Here is a 20881-nt window from a genome sequence, read left to right as displayed (position 1 = left end):
GCACCGAGGAGCCATCCATGTTCATGCCCCGGCATCTCATCGCCCTGTCCGCCGTCGCCTGCCTCGCGGCCGGCCTCGCCGCCGCGCCCGCCAGCGCCGAGCACCGTCCCAGGACGCTCGCCGAACTGGCCAAGAAGCACCACAAGTACTTCGGTTCCGCCACCGACAACCCCGAGTTCACCGACGCCGCCTATCTGAAGCTCCTCGGCAGCGAGTTCGGGCAGACCACCCCCGGCAACGCCATGAAGTGGGAGACCACGGAACCCCGGCGCGGCGTCTTCGACTTCACCGCCGCCGAAGAGGTCATGACCTTCGCCAAGGATCACCACCAGAAGGTCCGTGGCCACACCCTCGTCTGGCACAACCAGCTCCCCGCCTGGCTCACCGAGCGCAGCTGGACCGCCGAAGAGCTGCGCGCCGTCCTCAAGAACCACATCCAGACGGAGGTCCGGCACTTCAAGGGCCGGGTGATCCACTGGGACGTCGTCAACGAGGCCTTCAACGAGGACGGCACCTACCGCGAATCGCTCTTCTACAAGACGCTCGGTCCCGGCTACATCGCCGACGCCCTGCGCTGGGCCCACGAGATCGATCCGCACGCGAAGCTGTACCTCAACGACTACAACGTCGACGGGATCGGCCCCAAGAGCGACGCCTACCACGCCCTGATCAAGCAGTTGAAGGCGGACGGCGTCCCGGTGGACGGCTTCGGCATCCAGGGCCATCTGGCGCTCCAGTACGGCTTCCCCGCCGACGTACGGCAGAACATGCAGCGCTTCGCCGACCTCGGGGTCGAGGTCGCGGTCACCGAGCTCGACATCCGGATGAACCTCCCGGCGACCCCCGAGAAGCTCGCCACCCAGGCCACCTGGTACGCCGACTACGTCAAGGCCTGCCTGGCGGTCAGGAAATGCGTCGGCGTCACCATCTGGGACTACACGGACAAGTACTCCTGGATCCCCGCCGTCTTCCCCGGCGAGGGCGCCGCGCTGCCCTACGACGAGAACCTGGCGCCCAAGCCCGCCTATGACGCGATCCGGAAGGTGCTGGGCGGATGATCAGGACGGCGATCGTCGGAACGGGCGGGATCGCGGGCATCTGCCACGTCCCCGCCCTCCGGGCGCAGGCGCACCGGGCCGAGATCGTGGCGGCCGTCGACGTGGACGCCCTGCGCGCCGAGGCCTTCGCGGCCGAGCACGGCATCCCCGCGGTCCACACCGACCTGCACACGATGCTCCGGCAGGAGCGTCCGGACGTCGTGCACCTGTGCACGCCGCCGTACCTGCATGCCGAACAGGCCGTGGCCTGCCTGGCGTCGGGGGCGTGGGTGTGGTGCGAGAAGCCGGTGGCCCTGTCGCTGGCCGAGCTCGACCGGATCCAGGCCGCCGAGGGCCCAGCCGTCGCCGGCGCGGTGTTCCAGCACAGGTACGGCTCGGGGGCCCGGTACCTCCGCGAGCGGATCGCGAGCGGAGCCCTGGGTCGTTCCCTGGTCGCACAGTGCGTCACGGCGTGGTACCGCGACGACGCCTACTACGACGTGCCCTGGCGCGGCACCTGGCGGAGCGAGGGCGGCGGCCCGACGCTGGGCCACGGCATCCACCAGATGGACCTGATGCTCGACGTGCTCGGCCCCTGGGCCGAGGTGCGCGCGATGGCCGGCCGCCTGGAGCGCGACGTCCAGACCGAGGACGTGTCCGCGGCCCTGGTCCGGTTCGAGAACGGAGCCATCGCGACGGTCGTCAACAGCGTCCTCTCCCCACGCGAGGAGAGCTACCTGCGCTTCGACCTCACCGACGCCACGGTCGAGCTGCGGCACCTGTACGGCTACTCCAACGCGGACTGGACGTTCACCGCCAGGTCGCCCCACGCGAAGTGGGAGCCGCCGGACGACCTGCCCAGCTCGCACACCGCCCAGCTGGCCGACTTCCTGGACCGCTACGAGGCGGGGATCCGGCCCGACCTCGGCAGGTCCACCATGGAACTCGTCACCGCCTTGTACAAGGCCGCGATCACCGGCCTGCCGGTGCGGCGCGGAGAGATCGACGCGACCGACCCGTTCTACGGCTCACTCGACGGCGGACGCCCGGAGGTGTTCCGGTGACCTTCGAACTCCACGAGAACGAGGACTCGCTGACGGTCCGGGCTCGCGACGTCGACCTCTTCCGCTATGTGCACCGACCGGTCATGGACCCCTTCGAGGCACCGAAGCCCTATCTGCATCCGGTGCGCACGCTCGCCGGCGACGTGGTCACGGCGTACCGGCCGCACGACCACCGCTGGCACAAGGGCATTCAGATCACGGCGTCCTGGGTGTCGGGGCAGAACTTCTGGGGTGGCGGCACCTACCTGCGCGGGCAGGGCTATGTCGACCTGCCCAACCTCGGCACGATGCGCAGCCTCGCGGTGTCCGCCGCAACGGACCACGGCCGCGTCGTGATCACCGAGGACCTGGCCTGGCACACGATGGCGGGGGAGCACTGGATCGACGAGCGCCGCACGCTGACCGCACGCGACGTCGAGACCGACTCCTGGACCCTGGAGGTCACCACCGCGCTGACCAACGTCCACGACGCGGCGCTGACGTTCGGCAGCCCCGGCACACAGGGGAGGGAAATGGCCGGATACTCCGGCCTCTTCTGGCGCGGCCCGCGCGACTTCACCGGCGGCGACGTGATCGGCCCCGGGATGGGCGAGAAGGGCGACTGGCTCGCCTTCATCGGCACGCACGACGAGGTCGACCGCTCCTCCACGCTCCTGTTCCTGGACGATCCGGAAGTCCCCTGCCACTGGTTCGTCCGCCGGGAGCCCTTCCCCGCCGTCAACCCGTCCCTGGCGTTCGAGGAGGAGCTGCCGCTGGCCCCGGGCGACACCCTGTCACGCCGCTACCGGATCGTCGTGGCCGACGGCGCATGGACGCCCGCGCGCCTGTCCCGCCACGTCGTGGAACACCCGTGGTGACCCCGCTCCCCGGCGGCGTCGGGATCTCCGGGTTGACCGTGTACGACTGGGAGGCCGCCGATGGGCTGTGCGGGGGAACGCCCCACATGCACCTCGTCTGCTCCGAGGCCTACGTCGTCATCAGCGGCGAGGGCAGCGTCCAGACCCTCACCACCACCGGCTTCGCCGACACCCCGCTGCACCCCGGCGACGTCGTCTGGTTCACCCCCGGCACGATCCACCGCCTCGTCAACGCCGGCGGCCTGCGCCTCGTGGTGCTCATGCAGAACAGCGGACTCCCCGAGGCGGGCGACGCCGTCTTCACCTTCCCCGCACCCGTGCTGGCCGATCCTGACGCCTACCAGGCGGCGGCCGTCCTGACCGGCGACCACGCGGCGGCGGCGCGCCGCCGCCGCGACCTGGCGCTCGACGGCTTCCTGGCCCTGCGCGAAGGCGGGCTGCGGCAGTTCCACAGCGCGGCTTGCCGCCTCAAGAGCGATCTCCTTGACGCCTGGTGGATCCGCTGGCGTGACGGCTCGCTGGCGTCGACCCTCGCGACCGGCTGCCAACTGGAAGCTCTGAAGACCGGAGACCTCTCCCACCTCGATCACGGCGAGGTGTCGCGACTGGAGCGCCCGACGGACCCGCTCTTCGGCATGTGCGGCCTCCTCCACCCCTATCCCGTCCCCGTGCCTCCGACACCGCCGCCGCGCGGTTCGTCGGAGGCACCTCACCCCCATCCCCCGAAGGAGCTCTTCTGATGAGGTTTCGCCATCCACCCCTGGTCCTGGGTCTCGTACTCGCGTTCCTGTCGTCCCTGCTGGTCGGAGCCACTCTCCTCGGTGCCCAGCCGGCCGCCGCGGCGACCGTCGACCCCACCGCCTCGTACGTGCTGATCAACCGCAACAGCGGCAAGGCCCTGGACGTCTACAACCTGGCGACCAACGACGGGGCTCGCATCACCCAGTGGACCAGGAACGACCAGAACCAGCAGCAATGGCAGTTCGTCGACTCCGGCGACGGCTACTACCGCGTCAAGTCCCGCCACTCCGGCAAGGTGCTGGACGTCCAGAACAGGTCCACCGCCAACGGCGCACCGATCGTCCAGTGGACCGACCTGAACGGCACCAACCAGCAGTGGCGGCTGGCCGACAGCTCGGACGGCTACGTGAGGCTCATCGCGCGCCACAGCGGCAAGGCCCTCGAAGTGCAGGGCGCCTCCACCGCCGACGGCGCGAACATCGTCCAGTACGACGACTGGGGCGGCGCCAACCAGCAGTGGCAGCTCGTCAAGGTCGGCAGCGGCACCACTCCCGGCACCTGCGCCCTGCCCTCGACGTACCGCTGGTCGTCGACGGGCGCGCTGGCGCAGCCCAAGGCGGGATGGGCCTCGCTGAAGGACTTCACCGTCGCCCCCTACAACGGCAAGCAGCTCGTCTACGCGACGACGCACGGCGCCGCGGGGACGGGGGTGGCCTGGGGCTCGATGAACTTCAGCCTGTTCACCAACTGGTCGGACATGGCCTCGGCGAGCCAGAACACGATGTCGAACAACGCCGTCGCGCCCACACTCTTCTACTTCGCGCCGAAGAACATCTGGGTGCTGGCCTACCAGTGGGGCAGGACCGCCTTCTCCTACCGGACGTCGAGCGACCCCACCAACCCGAACGGCTGGTCGGCGGAGCAGGAGCTCTTCTCCGGAAGCCTCCCCGACCCGGGAACGGGTCCCATCGACCAGACGCTCATCGGCGACGGGACGAACATGTACCTGTTCTTCGCCGGTGACAACGGCAAGATCTACCGGGCGAGCATGCCGATCGGGAACTTCCCGGGCAGCTTCGGCTCGTCGTACACGACGGTCATGAGCGACACGGTGAAGAACCTCTTCGAGGCGCCGCAGGTCTACAAGCTCAAGGACCAGAACCAGTACCTCATGATCGTCGAGGCGCGGGGCGCCCAGGAGCAGCGCTACTTCCGCTCCTTCACGGCCACCAGCCTGAACGGCTCGTGGACGCCCCAGGCCGCGACCGAGAGCAACCCCTTCGCCGGCAAGGCCAACAGCGGCGCCACCTGGACCGACGACATCAGCCACGGCGAACTGCTCCGCACCGGCCCGGATCAGACCTTCACGGTCGACCCCTGCAACCTGCGCCTCCTCTACCAGGGACACGACCCCAACGTCGGCGGCGACTACGGCCTGTTGCCCTACCGGCCCGGTCTGCTGACCCTGCAGCGCTGACCACGTGACCCCGGCCCGGCTCCGCTGTGCGGAGCCGGGCCGGGGTTCGACGGCGAGGCCGTAGCGGCGGGAACGGGTCGGCAGCGGCCCCGCGGCCCGACTGTCGGGTTCAGGCCGGGTACGGCAGGTCGGCCTCCGAGGTGCCGGCCGGGCGGGGGTGCGACGTGGCGTTCGGGCTGCCGATCCGCAGCTGCCACGGGTGCGGGCTGTCGGTGGTCACGTGCAGGCGGCCGCCACGGCGGCGCAGGTGGAAGCGGGCAGCCTCACCGGGGCCGTCGGTGGTGGGGATCACGACGGTGCGCTCGGCGCCGTCGGCGAAGGCGTGCACCCGCAGTTCGACACCGTCCGCCCAGGCGGAGACCGGGCGCTGGTCGTCCGCGGCGAGCGGGATGACCGAGTCGGGGCGGGCGAGCAGGGGCAGGGTGTGGAAGCCGTGCTGCTCGCGCACCCAGCGGGGGCCGGTGACCTGGGCGCCGGTCAGGATGTTCGTCCAGGTTCCCTCGGGTACGTAGTAGTCGACCGTGCCGTCGTCGGTGAAGACGGGGGCGACGAGCAGGTCGTCGCCGAGCAGGTACTGCCGGTCGAGCGTGGCCGCGGCCGGGTCGTCGGGGAACTCAAGCACCATCGCGCGCATCACCGGAACGCCGGTGGCGTGCGCCTGCTGCGCGGCGCGCTGGAGGTACGGGGCGAGGCGGTGCTTGAGCAGGGTGAACTCGCGGGTGACGTCGACGGCCTCCTCGCCGTAGTCCCACGGCACGCGGTAGGACTTGCTGCCGTGCAGCCGGCTGTGCGAGGAGAGCAGCCCGAACTGCACCCAGCGCTTGAAGACGGTGGGGGTCGGGGTGCCTTCGAAGCCGCCGATGTCGTGGCTCCAGAAGCCGAAGCCGGACAGGCCGAGGGAGAGTCCGGCGCGCAGTGACTCGGCCATGGCGTTGAAGTGGGACTCGCAGTCACCGCCCCAGTGCACCGGGTACTGCTGGCCGCCGGCGGTGGCGGAGCGGGCGAACAGCAGCGCCTCGCCCTCGCCGCGCACCTCGCGCAGCAGCTCGAACACGGCCTCGTTGTAGAGGTGGGTGTAGTAGTTGTGCATCCGCTCGGGGTCGGAGCCGTCGTGCCAGACGACGTCGGTGGGGATGCGCTCGCCGAAGTCGGTCTTGAAGCAGTCCACGCCCATGTCGAGGAGGGCGCGGAGCTTGTCGGTGTACCAGTCGCGGGCGGCGGGGTCGGTGAAGTCCACCAGGGCCATGCCCGGCTGCCACAGGTCCCACTGCCACACGCTGCCGTCCGGGCGCCGCACCAGGTGGCCCTCGCGCATGCCCTCCTCGAACAGCGCCGACTTCTGCGCGACGTACGGGTTGATCCAGGCGGAGATCCGCAGCCCCTGCTCCTTGAGGCGGGTGAGCATGCCGGCCGGGTCGGGGAAGGTGTCGGAGTCCCATGCGAAGTCGCACCACTGGTAGCCGCGCATCCAGAAGCAGTCGAAGTGGAACACGCTGAGCGGGATGCCGCGTTCGACCATGCCGCCCACGAAGCGGTTGACGGTGGCCTCGTCGTAGTCGGTGGTGAAGGAGGTCGTCAGCCACAGGCCCAGCGCCCAGGCCGGCGGCAGCGCGGGGCGGCCGGAGAGGGCCGTGTAACGCTCCAAGACCTGCTTCGGGGTCGGGCCGTGGACGACGAAGAACTCCAGCGACTGGTCCTCGACGCTGAACTGGACCTGGCCGACCGACTCGGAGCCGACCTCGTAACTCACCTTGCCGGGATGGTTGACGAAGACCCCGTAGCCGCGGTTCGTCAGGTGGAAGGGGACGTTCTTGTACGCCTGCTCGCTGCTCGTGCCGCCGTCCGCCTGCCAGATGTCCACCACCTGGCCGTTCTTGACGAACGGAGTGAAACGCTCACCGAGTCCGTACACCAGCTCGCCGACGCCCAGGGCGAGTTGGCCCAGCATGTGGTGCCGTCCGGCGGCGTCGGTGACGAAGCCGATGCCGCGCTCGCCCACGGAGGTCAGCTCCCGGCCGCCGGCGGAGAACTCCAGGCGCCACGGCTGGGAGGTGTCCACCCGCAGCGTCAGCTCACCCGCTCCGAGCTCGACCACCGCGCCGTCCCGGCACACCTTTCCCACATCCGGTCGCGCGCCGGGCAGTGCGAACTCCGGCCCCCGGCGCACCGAGCCGGCGTGGTGGGTGGCGCGTACGCCGATCACGCCCTCGGCCGGCGACCAGCACTCGACCGTCAGCAGCGCGCTGTTGAGCATGCCGCCGCGGCCGCGCACGTGCTTCACCGGCGCGTAGAGGGTGACCCAGTGCTCGTCGGCCCGGACGTCCGCGACCTCGGTGGCGTAGTGCGCGGTCACTCCGGGACGCATCAGCCAGTAGCCGTCGGTGAACTTCATCGGGTGGCTTCCTCCGTCCGCGCGCGGTGCGCGGTGATCAGGCCCCGGTACCAGTGGTAGCTGTCCTTGGGCGTTCGGGTAAGCGTCCATCGGTTGGTGAAGCGCTTCGACGCTGTCATCGCCCAAGATAGGATGCCAACGGCTGGCAAGGAAGTATGTTTCATTGCCGCATCCCCTGTTGTTGCGTCAGAAGACCCTCACTGCCGTGCCTCTCAAGTGAAGCGCTTCGATGATCCGTCGAAGGCGACGCGCGCGAGTCGCACCGGGCCACGCAGTCCGAGGCGGACGTCGTGCACACCGGCCGGCACGACGACGGGGGCGCTCACCGTGGCGTAGTCGTAGGGCCCGGGTGCGACCGGGGAAAGCGTGAGCACCGCACGTACCGGACCGTCACCCAGTGAGAGTTCGACCGTGCCCTCACCCGCGGCCTCCACCGTGATTCCGGCGGCCCCCTCTCCGAAGTCACAGTCACGGAACACCAGCTCGCCCCTCAGGCCGGTCACCGGGGCGACGGAGTCACCCGAGCTCTTCGCGCGGTCCACGATCTCCGTGTCGCTCTGGTCGTCGAAGTCCACCGCGTCCAGGCCGCCCACCATGACCGGCCGGGGGACGGACGGCTCGCCGTCGAGGTCGACGGTCCGGGTCAGGCGGATGTCCTCGCTGGACGCGCCGACGAGGATCTCGTAGGGGCCCGGTTCCACCCGCCGGCGTCCCTGTGCGACGTCCCAGAACGCGAAGTCCGACATCGGCACCCGGAAGGCGATCTCCGTGACCTCGCCGGGCGCGAGCGTCACCCGCCGGTGCGCGGCCAGTTCCCTGCGGGGCCGCGGGACCGACGGCTCCATGGCCCGGGTGTAGAGCTGGGCGACCTCGTCCGCGACGACATCACCGGTGTTGGCGACCGTGAAGGACACGTGCAGTGTCCCGTCCTCGACGTGCGTCGTGAGGCCTTCGTAGCAGAAGGACGCGTACGACAGGCCGTGGCCGAACGGGAAGAGAGGCGTGCCCTCGAAGTAGAGGTACGTCTGGCGGCCGCCGATCACGTCGTAGTCGAGGAGACCGGGCAGGTCGGAGTCGTCGGCGTACCAAGTCTGCGGGAGGCGGCCGGCGGGGGAGACGTCGCCGGCCAGGATCCGGGCCAGGGCGCTGCCGGCCGCCTGGCCGCCATGGGCCGTCCACAGCAGCGCCGGCACTTCCGCGTGATCGACCGCGTACGGGTACGCCGAGACCAGCGCAAGCACCGTGTTCGGGTTGGCGGTGCGGGCCGAGCGCAGGAGGCGCTCCTGGTGGGCGGGGAGGGCGAGGGTCGTGCGGTCCTCGGTCTCGCGTCCGTTGATGTGCGGATCGTTGCCCGCGACCACCACCACCACGTCCGCCTGCGAGGCGACCCTGTCCACCGCGTCCTCGCCGCTCTCGACGAGGACGACCTCGAAGATCTCCCCGTTCCCGTCGGCAACCTTCATGCCGTCGGCGGCGACAGAGAGGGGGTGACCCGTAGCGATGTGCCGAAGGAGGTGGCCGTTCCCGTGCGGTTCCAGTCGGAAGGTCTCCTGGACGACCCAGCCTCCGGGCTGGTCGGCGGAGGCCCGGACAAAGCCGTCCTCGGCGACGGAGAGATAGCGGCCGTCGGGGGCGCGCAGGGTCAGCACGCCCTCGCCCCAGTCGATGAGGGAGAACTCGGTGGCCGTCGTCGCATCGGTGGTGAGCGGGGGCAGGTCCGTCCGGCCCGCGAGCAGGGCCGGGTCGAGGGCGCCCTCGGCGCCGGGCACCTCGTCGTCGGCGTCCGCCGCGGGGACGTGCAGGAAGGTTCCGGCCGAGGTCTTCAGCAGGATCCGGTCCACGCCCTCCGCGAACTGCACGCGCTCGGCTCCGAACCGCTCGGACAGGCCCGCCAGCGGCGTGCAGCGGTGCAGCAGCGTGCCGCTGTACCAGTCGAGCTTGCACTCGTCGGCGAGCAGGCCGACCACCGCGAGCCGGGTGCCGGGTGCGAGCGGCAGCAGGCCACCGCTGTTCTTGAGCAGCACCACCGCCTGCTCGGCCGCCTCTTGCGCGAGGGCCCGGTGGTCCGGGGTGTCGAAGGCCGCGGTGAGCGTGTGCGGGTCGTACTCCGGGTCGAACTCGCCGAGGCGGAAACGGACCGAGAGCTGGCGGCGGACCGCCGCGTCGACGTCCGACTCGGTCAGCAGGCCCTGCTCCAGGGCGCCGCGGACCCGTGCGGTGATCTTCGAGCTGTCGGTGCCGTGGTCGGTGAAGCTGTCGACGCCGGCCCGCAGCGCGGCGGCCGTCGCCTCCTCGTGGGTGTCGAAGTAGTGCTCGGAGTCGACCAGGTTGGAGGGCGCGCCCGCGTCCGAGCAGACAAGCAGCTCCTCGTCGGTCCAGGTGCGCAGATGCTCGCGGAGGGAGGGCGAGACGTGGTTCGGGCGGCCGTTGACCAGGTTGTACGCCGGCATCACACCGGCCACGGCGCCCGCCTCGACCGTCTCGCGGAAGGCGCGCAGGTCGTATTCGTGAAGGACGCGCGGGCGGACCGAGGACGACGTGACGTCACGGCCCGTCTCGTTGTTGTGGGCCAGCCAGTGCTTGAGGACGGGCGCGGTGCGCCAGTACGTCGGGTGCTCGCCGCGCAGGCCGTGCGTGTAGGCGGTGGCGATGGCCGAGGTGAGCCTCGGGTCCTCCGAGTAGCCCTCCTCGTTGCGGCCCCACAGAGGGTGGCGGAGCAGGTTCACGGTCGGGGACCAGACGTTCAGGCCCACGCGGTCGTCGCGGGCGCGCATCGCGCGGACCTCCTTGGACACGGCCTCGCCGACCCTTCGTACGAGATCCGTGTTCCAGGTCGCGTCCAGGCCCACCGCCTGCGGGAAGACGGTGGCCGGACCCATCCAGGCCACGCCGTGCAGAGCCTCCTGACCGGTGCGGAACGCGGCGAGGCCGAGCCGCTCCACGGCGGGCGTGAACTGGTGCAGGAATCCGATCTTCTCGTCGAGGGTGAGCCGCGACAGGAGGTCGTCGACGCGTTTCGCAAAAGGCAGCTGCCGATCGCGGAAAGGCGGTGGTGTGTGCGGCGTGTGTGCGGACACGTGGGATCCCCTTGAGGTGGAGCGGCGCGAGCTCTTGAAGCGCTTCGATGCTCATCAGACCCCAGGGCGAGTGTCAAGAGAGCAGCACCATCGCGTCGAGCGGGGTGTACAGGGATGGGCGAAGGCCTTTCCGCCGCCCTCGGAGGAATCTTGGAAGCGACCCTTGTGCGCCCATGGGTGTTCACTTAACCTCGCTGCAACATCGAAGCGCTTCGACTGTTTTATCGCGTCGCAGTGGTCGGATGTCCGTTTTCAGCTCAGCCAGTTCCAGTCACGACACCGCAGCCGACGACCTACCGCCGGGTGTCCAGGTGCGCCACGAAGGGTTGACGCAATGACGCCGAATGCCGCCTCCTCCGGACTGAGCCGGAGAAGCTTTCTCGCCTCCACGGCGGTCGCCACCGCAGCGGTGGCCGGGGGAATGCCGCTCCTCACCGCCTGCAGCGACGCGGAGAGCGGCGGATCGCGAGAGGGCGCCACGTCGGGCAAGGCCGCGGACAAGCTGATCCCGACCTATGTCGCCAGCACGTTCGCCCAGCCGGACCTGCCGTCGAAGAACGGCTCGGCGGCCGGCTACACCGGCAAGATCGACCTCGCCGCCCTCGCCACCTCGGTCCCGGACAAGCTCGGCACCGGCGCCCCCCTCAAGATCATGTCCCCGTTCTGGGGCACCCCGCCGAAGCCCGACTGCGCCTACTACACGGCCCTCGATGCGGCGGCGGGCACCAAAGTCACCTGGCAGAACCAGGACGGCATGACCTACGGTGAGAAGCTCGGTGCCGTACTCGCCTCCAGCTCCATACCCGACATGGTGGTCGTGCCCAGCTGGGAGCTGGTCGGCAAGATCGCGAGCGCGGTCACCGCGAAGTTCATGGACCTCGGCCCCTACCTGGCGGGCGACAAGGCCAGGAAGTACCCGAACCTGGCCGCGATCCCCTCCGACGCCTGGCGCATGTCCCTCTTCGGCGGCGCGCTGCGCGGCATCCCGATGCCCGCCGCCCCCGCGTCCAGCATCGTGCCCTACTACCGCAAGGACATCTTCGACAAGAAGGGCTGGTCCGTCCCCAAGTCGCCCGACGAGTTCCTCGGCTGGGCCAAGGAGGCCACCAGCGCCAAGGCCAAGGTGTGGGCCTGTGGCGACATGAGGTGGTCGGCGGCGGCCATCTTCGGTCTCCAGCCTGCCGGGACGCTCGGCTGGAACATCGGGGACGACGGCAAGCTGACGTACCGCATCGAACATCCCGAGTACCTCGAACATCTGGAGTGGGTCCGCAAGCTGTTCGCTGCCGGCGTCGTCCATCCCGACGACAAGGCAATCACGGGCGATCCCAGCCAGCGGTTCAGCTCCGGACAGATCCTGGTCTACAACAACGACATGTCCTCCTGGTACGGCAAGACCGCCGAACAGGCCCAGTCCAACCCGGACTTCCAGATCGAGGGCATGGACTACTTCGGTGCCGACGGCGGCAACCCGACGCTGTATGCCGGCCCGCCCGCCACCATCTGGTCGATGATCCGCAAGGGCGCCTCGAAGGAGACGGTCGAGAACGCGCTGGCCGCCGCCAACTTCGCGGCCGCGCCGTACGGCACCAAGGAGCGGATGTTCGTCGAGTACGGCGTCGAGGGCACCCACTACACGGTCAGGGGCGGCGTCCCGGTCAAGAACGACCGGGGCATCCAGGAAGTGAACAACGCCTGGGTGATGCTGGCGGCTCCGGCACCCTACGTGGCCCACCCCGACCTCCCCGAGATCGCCCGCAAGCAGGTCGAGTGGCAGCAGCGGCAGGGCGCCTTCGTCAAGAAGACGTCCACCTACGGCATGAACATCGTCGAGCCGACCCGATACGCCACCCTCTCCAGCCAGTTCGAGCAGCTGGAGATCGACTTCGTACGCGGCAACAAGAAGCTCTCCGACATCCAGCAGGCCATCTCCACCTGGAAGTCCTCCGGCGGCGACAAGCTGCGCGACTGGTACAAGGAGCTCCTCGACAAGAACGGCAGCGGCAACTGATGTCCCTCACGGCAGGGAGCAGGCCCGACGGGACGCGGCCGACCGCGGCCGTCGAGGAGCCGAGGGCAGCGGTCGCCGCGGCCACCGGGAAGGAGAGCGTGCCGCGCAGGTCCGGCAGGGCCAGCAGGTCCGGCAGGGCCGGCAGGTCCGGCAGGGCGGGCAAGCTGGGCAAGGTCCCCTTCCGGGTCCGCTGGCGCCGCGACCGCGCGCTCATCCTGATGACGTCGCCCGTCATCGCCCTGCTCCTGCTCTTCAACTACGTCCCGCTGCTCGGCAACGTCGTCGCCTTCCAGGACTACGACCCGTACGTCTCCAGCAACGGCATCACCGCGATGCTCCACAGCCCGTGGGTGGGCGTGGAGCAGTTCTCCCGGATGCTCGACGACCCGCTGTTCTGGAGCGCCACGAAGAACACCATCGTCCTGTTCGTGCTCCAACTGGTGCTGTTCTTCCCCGTCCCCATCGCCCTCGCGCTGGTCATCAACAGCGTGATCCGTCCCCGGGTACGGGCCGTGGCGCAGGCGATCATGTATCTGCCGCACTTCTTCTCGTGGGTCCTCGTGGTCACCGTGTTCCAGCAGATCCTCGGCGGCGCGGGCATCATCGCGCAGACCCTCGAGAAGCACGGGTGGAGCGGCTTCGACCTGATGACCGACGCGGACCTCTTCAAGTTTCTGGTCACCGCACAGGCGGTGTGGAAGGACGCCGGCTGGGGGATCATCGTCTTCCTCGCCGCGCTGTCCGCCGTCAGCACCGACCTGTACGAGGCCGCCGCCATGGACGGCGCGGGGCGCTGGCGACGCATGTGGCACGTCACGCTGCCCGCGCTGCGCCCGGTGATCGCCCTGCTCCTCGTCCTCAGGGTGGGCGACGCGCTGAGCGTCGGATTCGAGCAGTTTCTGCTCCAGCGGTACGCGGTCGGCGCGGGGGCCAGCGAGGTCCTCGACACCTACGTATGGAACATGGGCATCCAGAACGGCGACTTCAGCTACGCGGCCGCGGTCGGCCTGGCCAAGGGACTCATCGGAGTCTGTCTCGTCCTGGGCGCGAACAAGTTCGCGCACCTGCTGGGCGAGCAGGGGGTGTACCAGAAGTGAGCCTCAACACGCAGCTCATCCGCAGCCTCAAGGCTCCCGCCCGCCCTGTGTGGGAGGAGCCGCCGAGCAAGGCGGGACTCACCGCCAAGGGCGGCTTCCTCGTGCTCTGCTGTCTCGGGGTGCTCGGCCCGCTGTGGATCGTGATCATCACCAGCCTCTCCCCGAAGCCCGTGATCGACGAGGTCGGCGGCCTCGTCGTGATCCCCCAGGGCATCACCTTCGTCAACTACACGGAACTGCTCAGCGGTGGCCAGGTCAGCCGGGCCATCATGGTCTCGCTCGGTGTCACGCTCGTCGGCACGCTGTTCTCGATGACGGTGTCGGTGCTTGCGGCCTACGGCCTGTCGCGGCCGGGGAGCCTGGGCCACCGGTTCTTCCTGATGGCCATCATGGCCACCATGTTCTTCGGGGCCGGCCTCATTCCGACGTACCTTCTGGTGCAGTCGCTGGGGCTCACCGACACCTATCTGTCGCTGATCCTGCCGAGTGCCGTCAGCGTCTTCAACATCCTCGTCCTGCGGGCCTTCTTCATGGGGATCTCACCCGAACTCATCGACTCCGCCCGCATCGACGGGGCCAGTGACCTGCGCATCCTGCTGACCATCATCATGCCGCTGTCGCGCGCGGTGCTGGCCGTCATCTCGCTGTTCTACGCGGTCGGGTACTGGAGTGCCTGGTTCAACGCGTCCATCTACCTCAGCGACCAGTCGATGATGCCGCTGCAGAACGTGCTCATCCAACTGGTCCAGAAGAACACCGAGGCGCCGACCGGCCTCCAGCAGGCGGTCCGCACCGGCCAACTCTCCTCCCTGGGACTGCAGATGGCCGTCATGGTCCTCGCGCTGATCCCGGTCGCGGTGGCCTCCCCGTTCGTCCAGCGGCACTTCAAGAAGGGCATGCTCACGGGCGCCATCAAGGGCTGACGCCCGCTGGTCGCGCCCACGCGGCGGAGCCGCGCGTCGACACGGCCCCGCACCTCTGATCACCGCTCGATCTCCCCCCTTTCGTCTCAGGATCGAGGTATGTCATGAGCACGTTCCACATCAGCAGGCGCTCCGTTCTCGCCGGTTCCGCGGCCGCCGCCGCGGTCGTCTCCCTGCCCGCGGTGTCGGGGCAGGCGCAGGCCGCCGCCTCGGCCGCCCCCTCGGCCGCCGCCGAGAGCGGCTACCGGTGGCGCACCGCCGCCATGGGCGGCACCGGGTTCATCAGCGGGGTGCTGTTCCACCCCTCGGTACGAGGGCTCGCCTACGCCAGGACCGACATCGGGGGCGCCTACCGCTGGGACGACGGCACCGACCGCTGGATCCCGCTCACCGACCACCTCGGGTGGGACGACTGGAACCTCCTCGGCGTCGAGGCCATGGCCGTCGACCCGGCCCACCCGAACCGGCTGTACCTGGCCCTCGGCACGTACACGCAGCCCTGGGCCGGCAACGGGGCCGTGCTGCGGTCCGAGGATCGGGGTGCCACCTGGGAGCGCACGGACCTCACCGTGAAGCTCGGAGCCAACGAGGACGGGCGCGGATGCGGTGAACGGCTTCTGGTCGACCCGCGGAACTGCGACACGCTGTGGCTCGGCACCCGGCACGACGGGCTGCTCAAGTCGACGGACCGAGGCGCCACGTGGCAGTCCGCGGACTTCCCGGCCGCCCCGAGCGCCACCGGCCAGGGCATCACCCTCCTGGTCGCCGCGGGCCGTACCGTCTACGCCGGCTGGGGCGACTCCGGCGGCGACGCCGACCGCCCCAACCTGTACCGCACGTCCGACGGAAGGACCTGGGAGCCCGTCCCCGGGCAGCCGGCCGGAACCGCCGCGACGGTGCCGATCCGCGCCGCGTACGACCGCATGACCCGCGAGCTGTACGTGACGTACGCCAACGCCCCCGGCCCCAACGGTCAGTCCGACGGCAGCGTGCACAAGCTGCTGACGACGAACGGGAAGTGGACCGAGGTCACCCCGGTGAAGCCCGGCGGGACGACGAGCGACGGCGGGACCGACGCCTTCGGCTACGGCGGCGTCGCCGTCGACGCCCGTCGGCCCGGGACACTCGTCGTGTCCACCAACAACCGCTGGGCCGAGGTCGACACCCTCTTCCGTTCCACCGACGGCGGCCGCACCTGGACGTCCCTGAAGGACCAGGCCGTCCTCGACGTCTCCGAGACCCCCTACCTCAAGTGGGGAGCCGACAAGCCCAAGTTCGGCTGGTGGATCCAGGCCCTCGGCCTCGACCCGTTCGACTCCGGGCACGTCGTCTACGGCACCGGCGCGACCCTGTACGGCACGCGCGACCTCAGGCACTGGGCGCCGCAGATCCGCGGCCTGGAGGAGACCGCCATCATCCATCTGATCTCGCCGCCGGTCGGAGAGGCGCATCTGATCGGCGGCAACGGCGACATCGGCGTGATGTACCACGAGTCGCTCACGGCATCCCCCTCGCGCGGCATGGCGTCGAACCCCGTGTTCGGTTCGACCACGGGACTCGCCCAGGCCGCGGCCCGACCCTCGTACGTCGTGCGCACCGGCTGGAGCGGGAGCGCCAACGGCGCCTGGTCGAACGACGGCGGACAGACCTGGTCGCCCTTCGCGTCACAGCCGGCCGCCGCCAAGGACGCGCCCGGCCCGATCGTCACCAACGCCGACGGCAGTGTGCTTCTGTGGTCCCTCGGGTCCTCGAACGGCACCGTCAACCCGGCGTACCGCTCGACGGACAACGGCGCCACCTGGTCCGAGGCCACCTCCGTCCCGAAGGGCGCCGTCCTGGTCGCGGACCCCATGGACCCGACGCGCTTCTACGCCTACGAGACGACCGCCGGCACGGTCCACGCCAGCACCGACAGCGGCCTCACCTTCACCGCCACGGCCACCGGCCTGCCCTCGGGCGACCCGCAGTTCCAGCTGACCGCGGCACCGGGACGCTCCGGTGATCTGTGGCTCAGCGCGAAGGAGGCCGGGCTGTACCGCTCCACCGACGGCGGCGCCACCTTCGCCAAGGTCGGCAGCTGCCGGTCCTCGCACACCCTGGGCTTCGGCAAGGCCGCCCCGGACGCCGCCTACCCGGCGATCTACCTGGTCGGCGCGACCGAGGGCTTCAACGCCGTCCACCGCTCCGACGACGAGGCGAAGAGCTGGGTGCGGATCAACGACGACCAGCACCAGTGGGGCTGGACCGGCCGGGCCGTGACCGGCGATCCGCGCGTGTACGGCCGGGTCTACCTCGGCACCAACGGGCGCGGCGTGCAGTACGGGGAGCCCGTCTGATGCCCGGCCTGAGCGACGTGACCCGCGGCCGCCTTCTCTTCGGCGGCGACTACAACCCGGAGCAGTGGCCCGAGGAGACCTGGCGCGAGGACGTCCGGCTGATGAAGGCGGCCGGGGTCAACTCGGTCACCCTCGGCGTCTTCTCCTGGTCGACGCTGGAACCGGAGCCGGGCGCACGGGAGTTCGGTCGGCTGGACACGCTGATGGATCTGATGCACGACAACGGCATCGGCGTCGTCCTCGCCACCCCGACCTCCTCGCCCCCGCCCTGGATGGGCCGACTGCACCCGGACACCCTGCCCGTCACCGAGGACGGCCGCACCGAGTGGTGGGGCGGCCGGCAGCACTTCTCGCACTCCAGCGCCACCTATCGGCGCTACGCCGCCGCCATCACCGAGGACCTCGCCGCCCACTACGCCGGCCACCCGGCGCTGACGATGTGGCACATCAACAACGAGTACTGCACCTTCGACTACGGCGACGAGGCCGCGGCAGCCTTCCGCCGCTGGCTGCGCGAGAAGTACGGCACCCTCGGGGCCCTCAACGAGGCCTGGGGCACGGCCTTCTGGAGCCAGGGTTACGACACCTGGGACGGCATCCTGCCGCCCCGGCTGCCCCACTACATGCGCAACCCCACCCAGGTGCTCGACTTCAGGCGCTTCACCTCCGACATGCTCCTGGAGTGCTACGTCGCCGAGCGGGACATCGTCCGCCGCCACACCCCCGACATCCCGGTCACCAGCAACTTCATGCCGCTGTGGACGGGCCAGGACGCCTGGCGCTGGGCCGAGGAGGAGGACGTCGTCTCCGTCGACATCTACCCGGATCCGCGCGATCCGCTGGGCGCCCAGAGCGGTGCCCTCGTCCAGGACATGACCCGCTCCCAGGCGCGCGGGCCGTGGATGCTCATGGAGCAGGCCGCCGGGCCCGTCAACTGGCGGGGCGTGAACCACCCCAAGCCGCGCGGCCTCAACCGGCTCTGGTCCCTGCAGGCCGTGGCCCGGGGGGCCGACGGCGTCTGCTACTTCCAGTGGCGGCAGTCCCGGCAGGGCGCGGAGAAGTTCCACTCCGGCATGGTCAGCCACGCCGGTGAGGAGGGCCGGACGTACCAGGAGGTCAAGCGGCTCGGCGCGGAGCTGGAGCGGATCGCCGCCGAGACGACCGGCCGGACCATCCCCGCGGACATCGCGATCCTGCATGACTGGCACGCCTGGTGGGCCGGCGCCCAGGACGGCCGCCTGTCCGGCCAGGTGGACTACCCGGACGTCCTGCGCGCCTGGCACCGAGCTCTCTGGCAGGCGCACCTCACCACCGACTTCGCCCACCCCGAGCACGACCTGACGCCGTACTCCGTGGTCGTCGTGCCGCAGCTCTACGCCCTCACCGACGCGGCGATCGACCAGCTCCTCGCCCATGTCCGCAGGGGCGGCACCCTCGTCTGCGGCTTCCAGACCGGCGTCGCCGACGAGGACGACCGGGTCCGCCCCGGTGGCATGGATCCCCGGCTGCGAGAGCTGTTCGGCATCCGCACCCTGCACGAGTGGTGGCCGCTGGACGTGGGGGAGACGGTCACCTGCGAGGGCTTCAGTGCGTCCCTGTGGTCGGAGGAGCTGGAGGCCGACGGTTCCGCCGACGAGACCGTGCCGTACAAAGGCGGTGAACTCGACGGACTGCCCGCCGTCCTGCGCAAGGGCCGGGCCTGGTACGTCTCCACGCTCCCGGAGCCGGAGGCGCTGCGCGACCTGCTGGCCCGGATCGCCTCCGCCGCGGGCGTCCGGCCGGTGCTCGACGGCCTCCCCGAGCAGGTCGAGGCCGTCCGCCGGGGCGAGCTGCTGTTCGTGCTCAACCACGGCCGCGAGCCGGTGACCGTCGAGGTGCCCGGCACTCACCACGATCTCCTCACGGCGACGGCCGTCACCGACCGGGTCACCCTCGGCCGCTACGGCGTGGCCGTGCTCCGGCCATGACCGCTGTCGATCTCGTCCCCGGAGAGGAGAACGTCCTCAGCCAGGGGGCGTGGTAGTACCCCCCACAATTCCCCCCACCCGTGGAAGGGACACCATGGTCAAAGACACGATGCGCAGGATCACCATGGCGGTGCTGGCGCCGACGATGGCTCTCGGTGCCACCGTCGGCCTGGCCTCCGCCCCCGCTTCGGCAGCGGTCTGGAACTCCTGCGACCGATGGGGCAGCACCGGCCTGGACGGCTACAGGCTCTACAACAACATCTGGGGCTCCGGCGCCGGCAGCCAGTGCCTCTGGGCCAACTCCGGGACCGACTGGGGCGTCTGGGCCGCCCACCCCGACACCGGGGGCATCAAGTCCTACCCCAACGCGACGAAGACGATCAACAAGACGATCGACTCGCTCGGCCGGCTCACCAGCGACTACAACGTCAGCGTCCCGTCGTCCGGCGCGTACAACACGTCGTACGACATCTGGGACACCGACCACCAGTACGAGATCATGCTCTGGGTCAACGACAACGGAGCGGTCGGCCCCATCGGCGGCTATCAGGGCAACGTCACCCTCGGCGGCCACAACTGGAACGTCTACAAGGGCACCAACGGGTCGAACCAGGTGTTCTCGTTCCTGCGGACGTCCGACTCCCGCTCCGGCACCGTGGACGTCAAGCCGATCCTCCACTGGATCGCCCACACCAAGGGCTGGATGCCCGGCAACGAGACCATCGGCGACGTCCAGTTCGGCTATGAGATCACCTCGTCGTCCGGCGGACTCGACTTCCACACCAACAACCTGACCATCAACGGCGGCTGACCCGACGCCAGGGCCGAGGTCGGTCCCACGTCCTCCTCAGGCGTGGTCGACCTCGGCCCGGTCCACGCCTCAGGGCGCCGATCCGCTGCTCGCCCGCACCGTCAACTCGGGTGCGATCAGCAGGACTTCGTCGGTACCCCGACCGTCGATCTTGGCGACCAGGCGCTCCACCGCCTGCCGGCCCATCTCCTGTGCGGGGATGGAGACCGATGTCAGCCCCACCGAGGCCTGGACGGCCACCTGTTCCGGGCAGATCGCGACCACCGACACGTCCTCGGGGACGGCGCGGCCCTGCCGGCGCAGCAGGGCGAGCAGTGGCTCGACCGCCTGCTCGTTCTGCACGACGAACCCGGAGGTGCCGGGGCGCTCATCGAGGATGCGGGTGAGGGTGGCGGCTATCGCGTCGTAGCCGCCGCCGCACGGCCGGTGCAACACCCTGATGCCCAACTCCCGTGCCCGGGAACGGAGTCCGTCGAGGGTGCGCTCGGCGAAGCCGGTGTGCCGTTCGTAGACCGCGGGGGCCTCGCCGATCACGGCGATGTCGCGATGGCCGAGCGTGGCCAGATGCTCGACGCACAACGCGCCGGTCGCCCTGAAGTCGAGGTCGACGCAGGTCAGTCCCGAGGTGTCGGCGGGCAGTCCGATCAGTACGGACGGCTGGTCGGTGCTGCGCAGCAACGGCAGCCGCTCGTCGTCGAGTTCGACATCCATGAGGATCATCGCGTCGGCGAGCCCACTGCCGGTGACCCGGCGGACGGCTTCGGGACCCTCCTCGCCGGTCAGCAGCAGCACGTCGTACCCGTGTGTCCGGGCCGTCGTGGCGACCGCGATGGCGATCTCCATCATCACCGGCACGTACATGTCGGTGCGCAGGGGGACCATCAGCGCGATGATGTTCGACCTGCTGCTGGCCAGGGCCCGCGCGCCCGCGTTCGGGTGGTATCCCAGCTCGCGGATGCTCTCCTCGACCTGCAGCCGGGTGGCCGCGGAGATGGGCCGCTTGCCGCTGAGGACATAGCTCACCGTGCTCGCCGACACTCCGGCGTGCCGGGCGACCTCGGCGAGGGTTACCATCCAGCTCTCCCAGCCGT

Annotated in this window: 14 protein-coding genes; 11 read left to right on the top strand and 3 right to left on the bottom strand. The window is 70.1% G+C overall.

Annotated features, from left to right (window positions below):
• Positions 1–23: 23 nt before the first annotated feature.
• The 5 genes from KV205_RS20690 to KV205_RS20670 are packed head-to-tail and all read left to right on the top strand — an operon-like array spanning position 24 to position 5176.
• Positions 24–1058 carry an endo-1,4-beta-xylanase gene (locus tag KV205_RS20690; RefSeq protein ID WP_265865970.1) on the top strand — a complete coding sequence of 345 codons (1035 nt, stop codon included), beginning with the start codon at positions 24–26 and terminating at the stop codon, positions 1056–1058.
• Positions 1055–2101: a Gfo/Idh/MocA family protein gene (locus tag KV205_RS20685; RefSeq protein ID WP_265865947.1), complete on the top strand. Its 1047-nt coding sequence runs from the start codon at positions 1055–1057 to the stop codon at positions 2099–2101. Before KV205_RS20690 ends, KV205_RS20685 begins: the two co-directional genes overlap by 4 nt.
• A complete protein-coding gene (locus KV205_RS20680) occupies positions 2098–2958 on the top strand; it encodes a PmoA family protein (protein WP_265865946.1) in 861 nt (286 codons plus the stop codon). The genes KV205_RS20685 and KV205_RS20680 overlap by 4 nt, the downstream gene beginning before the upstream one ends.
• Positions 2955–3698: a cupin domain-containing protein gene (locus tag KV205_RS20675; protein WP_374214701.1), complete on the top strand. Its 744-nt coding sequence runs from the start codon at positions 2955–2957 to the stop codon at positions 3696–3698. Before KV205_RS20680 ends, KV205_RS20675 begins: the two co-directional genes overlap by 4 nt.
• Positions 3698–5176, top strand: a complete 1479-nt coding sequence (locus tag KV205_RS20670) for a non-reducing end alpha-L-arabinofuranosidase family hydrolase (RefSeq protein WP_265865944.1) — start codon at positions 3698–3700, stop codon at positions 5174–5176. Before KV205_RS20675 ends, KV205_RS20670 begins: the two co-directional genes overlap by 1 nt.
• A 109-nt stretch (positions 5177–5285) precedes the next feature.
• Here the strand turns inward: KV205_RS20670 and yicI are convergent, their stop codons facing one another.
• Both yicI and KV205_RS20660 read right to left on the bottom strand, forming a co-directional pair.
• Positions 5286–7568, bottom strand: a complete 2283-nt coding sequence (gene yicI / locus KV205_RS20665) for an alpha-xylosidase (protein ID WP_265865942.1) — start codon at positions 7566–7568, stop codon at positions 5286–5288.
• 212 nt (positions 7569–7780) lie between these two features.
• Positions 7781–10645 (bottom strand): glycoside hydrolase family 3 C-terminal domain-containing protein, encoded by a 2865-nt coding sequence (locus KV205_RS20660; protein WP_265865941.1) that lies wholly within the window; start codon positions 10643–10645, stop codon positions 7781–7783.
• 334 nt (positions 10646–10979) lie between these two features.
• Here KV205_RS20660 and KV205_RS20655 point away from each other — a divergent pair, with 334 nt between their 5' ends.
• From KV205_RS20655 to KV205_RS20630, 6 genes are all read left to right on the top strand, one after another.
• Positions 10980–12656 carry an extracellular solute-binding protein gene (locus tag KV205_RS20655; protein ID WP_265865940.1) on the top strand — a complete coding sequence of 559 codons (1677 nt, stop codon included), beginning with the start codon at positions 10980–10982 and terminating at the stop codon, positions 12654–12656.
• Positions 12656–13753 (top strand): sugar ABC transporter permease, encoded by a 1098-nt coding sequence (locus KV205_RS20650; protein ID WP_265865938.1) that lies wholly within the window; start codon positions 12656–12658, stop codon positions 13751–13753. The genes KV205_RS20655 and KV205_RS20650 overlap by 1 nt, the downstream gene beginning before the upstream one ends.
• The gene (locus KV205_RS20645) at positions 13750–14676 is read left to right on the top strand and encodes a carbohydrate ABC transporter permease (RefSeq protein ID WP_265865937.1); all 927 of its coding nucleotides are present in this window, start codon (positions 13750–13752) and stop codon (positions 14674–14676) included. The genes KV205_RS20650 and KV205_RS20645 overlap by 4 nt, the downstream gene beginning before the upstream one ends.
• Before the next feature lie 104 nt (positions 14677–14780).
• Positions 14781–17012 carry an exo-alpha-sialidase gene (locus tag KV205_RS20640; protein WP_265865936.1) on the top strand — a complete coding sequence of 744 codons (2232 nt, stop codon included), beginning with the start codon at positions 14781–14783 and terminating at the stop codon, positions 17010–17012.
• Positions 17012–18979 carry a beta-galactosidase gene (locus KV205_RS20635; RefSeq protein ID WP_265865935.1) on the top strand — a complete coding sequence of 656 codons (1968 nt, stop codon included), beginning with the start codon at positions 17012–17014 and terminating at the stop codon, positions 18977–18979. The genes KV205_RS20640 and KV205_RS20635 overlap by 1 nt, the downstream gene beginning before the upstream one ends.
• 94 nt (positions 18980–19073) lie before the next feature.
• Positions 19074–19790: a hypothetical protein gene (locus KV205_RS20630; RefSeq protein WP_265865933.1), complete on the top strand. Its 717-nt coding sequence runs from the start codon at positions 19074–19076 to the stop codon at positions 19788–19790.
• Between the two features lie 69 nt (positions 19791–19859).
• Here KV205_RS20630 and KV205_RS20625 read toward each other — a convergent pair whose 3' ends face one another.
• Complete coding sequence (locus KV205_RS20625; RefSeq protein WP_265865932.1) at positions 19860–20864, bottom strand: LacI family DNA-binding transcriptional regulator; 1005 nt, start codon at positions 20862–20864, stop codon at positions 19860–19862.
• Positions 20865–20881 lie beyond the last annotated feature (17 nt).

Origin of the sequence: Streptomyces sp. SKN60 (assembly GCF_026236535.1) — a bacterium.
Classification (GTDB): domain Bacteria; phylum Actinomycetota; class Actinomycetes; order Streptomycetales; family Streptomycetaceae; genus Streptomyces.
The sequence above is the reverse complement of the archived record's forward strand: the minus strand, read 5'-3'. Positions and strand labels throughout refer to the sequence as shown.

Coding starts and splice junctions, on each gene's coding strand:
- KV205_RS20690 (WP_265865970.1), top strand. CDS start 24: ATGCCCCGGCATCTCATCGCCCTGTCCGCCGTCGCCTGCCTCGCGGCC.
- KV205_RS20685 (WP_265865947.1), top strand. CDS start 1,055: ATGATCAGGACGGCGATCGTCGGAACGGGCGGGATCGCGGGCATCTGC.
- KV205_RS20670 (WP_265865944.1), top strand. CDS start 3,698: ATGAGGTTTCGCCATCCACCCCTGGTCCTGGGTCTCGTACTCGCGTTC.
- yicI (WP_265865942.1), bottom strand. CDS start 7,568: ATGAAGTTCACCGACGGCTACTGGCTGATGCGTCCCGGAGTGACCGCG.
- KV205_RS20655 (WP_265865940.1), top strand. CDS start 10,980: ATGACGCCGAATGCCGCCTCCTCCGGACTGAGCCGGAGAAGCTTTCTC.
- KV205_RS20650 (WP_265865938.1), top strand. CDS start 12,656: ATGTCCCTCACGGCAGGGAGCAGGCCCGACGGGACGCGGCCGACCGCG.
- KV205_RS20640 (WP_265865936.1), top strand. CDS start 14,781: ATGAGCACGTTCCACATCAGCAGGCGCTCCGTTCTCGCCGGTTCCGCG.
- KV205_RS20635 (WP_265865935.1), top strand. CDS start 17,012: ATGCCCGGCCTGAGCGACGTGACCCGCGGCCGCCTTCTCTTCGGCGGC.
- KV205_RS20630 (WP_265865933.1), top strand. CDS start 19,074: ATGGTCAAAGACACGATGCGCAGGATCACCATGGCGGTGCTGGCGCCG.
- KV205_RS20625 (WP_265865932.1), bottom strand. CDS start 20,864: ATGGTAACCCTCGCCGAGGTCGCCCGGCACGCCGGAGTGTCGGCGAGC.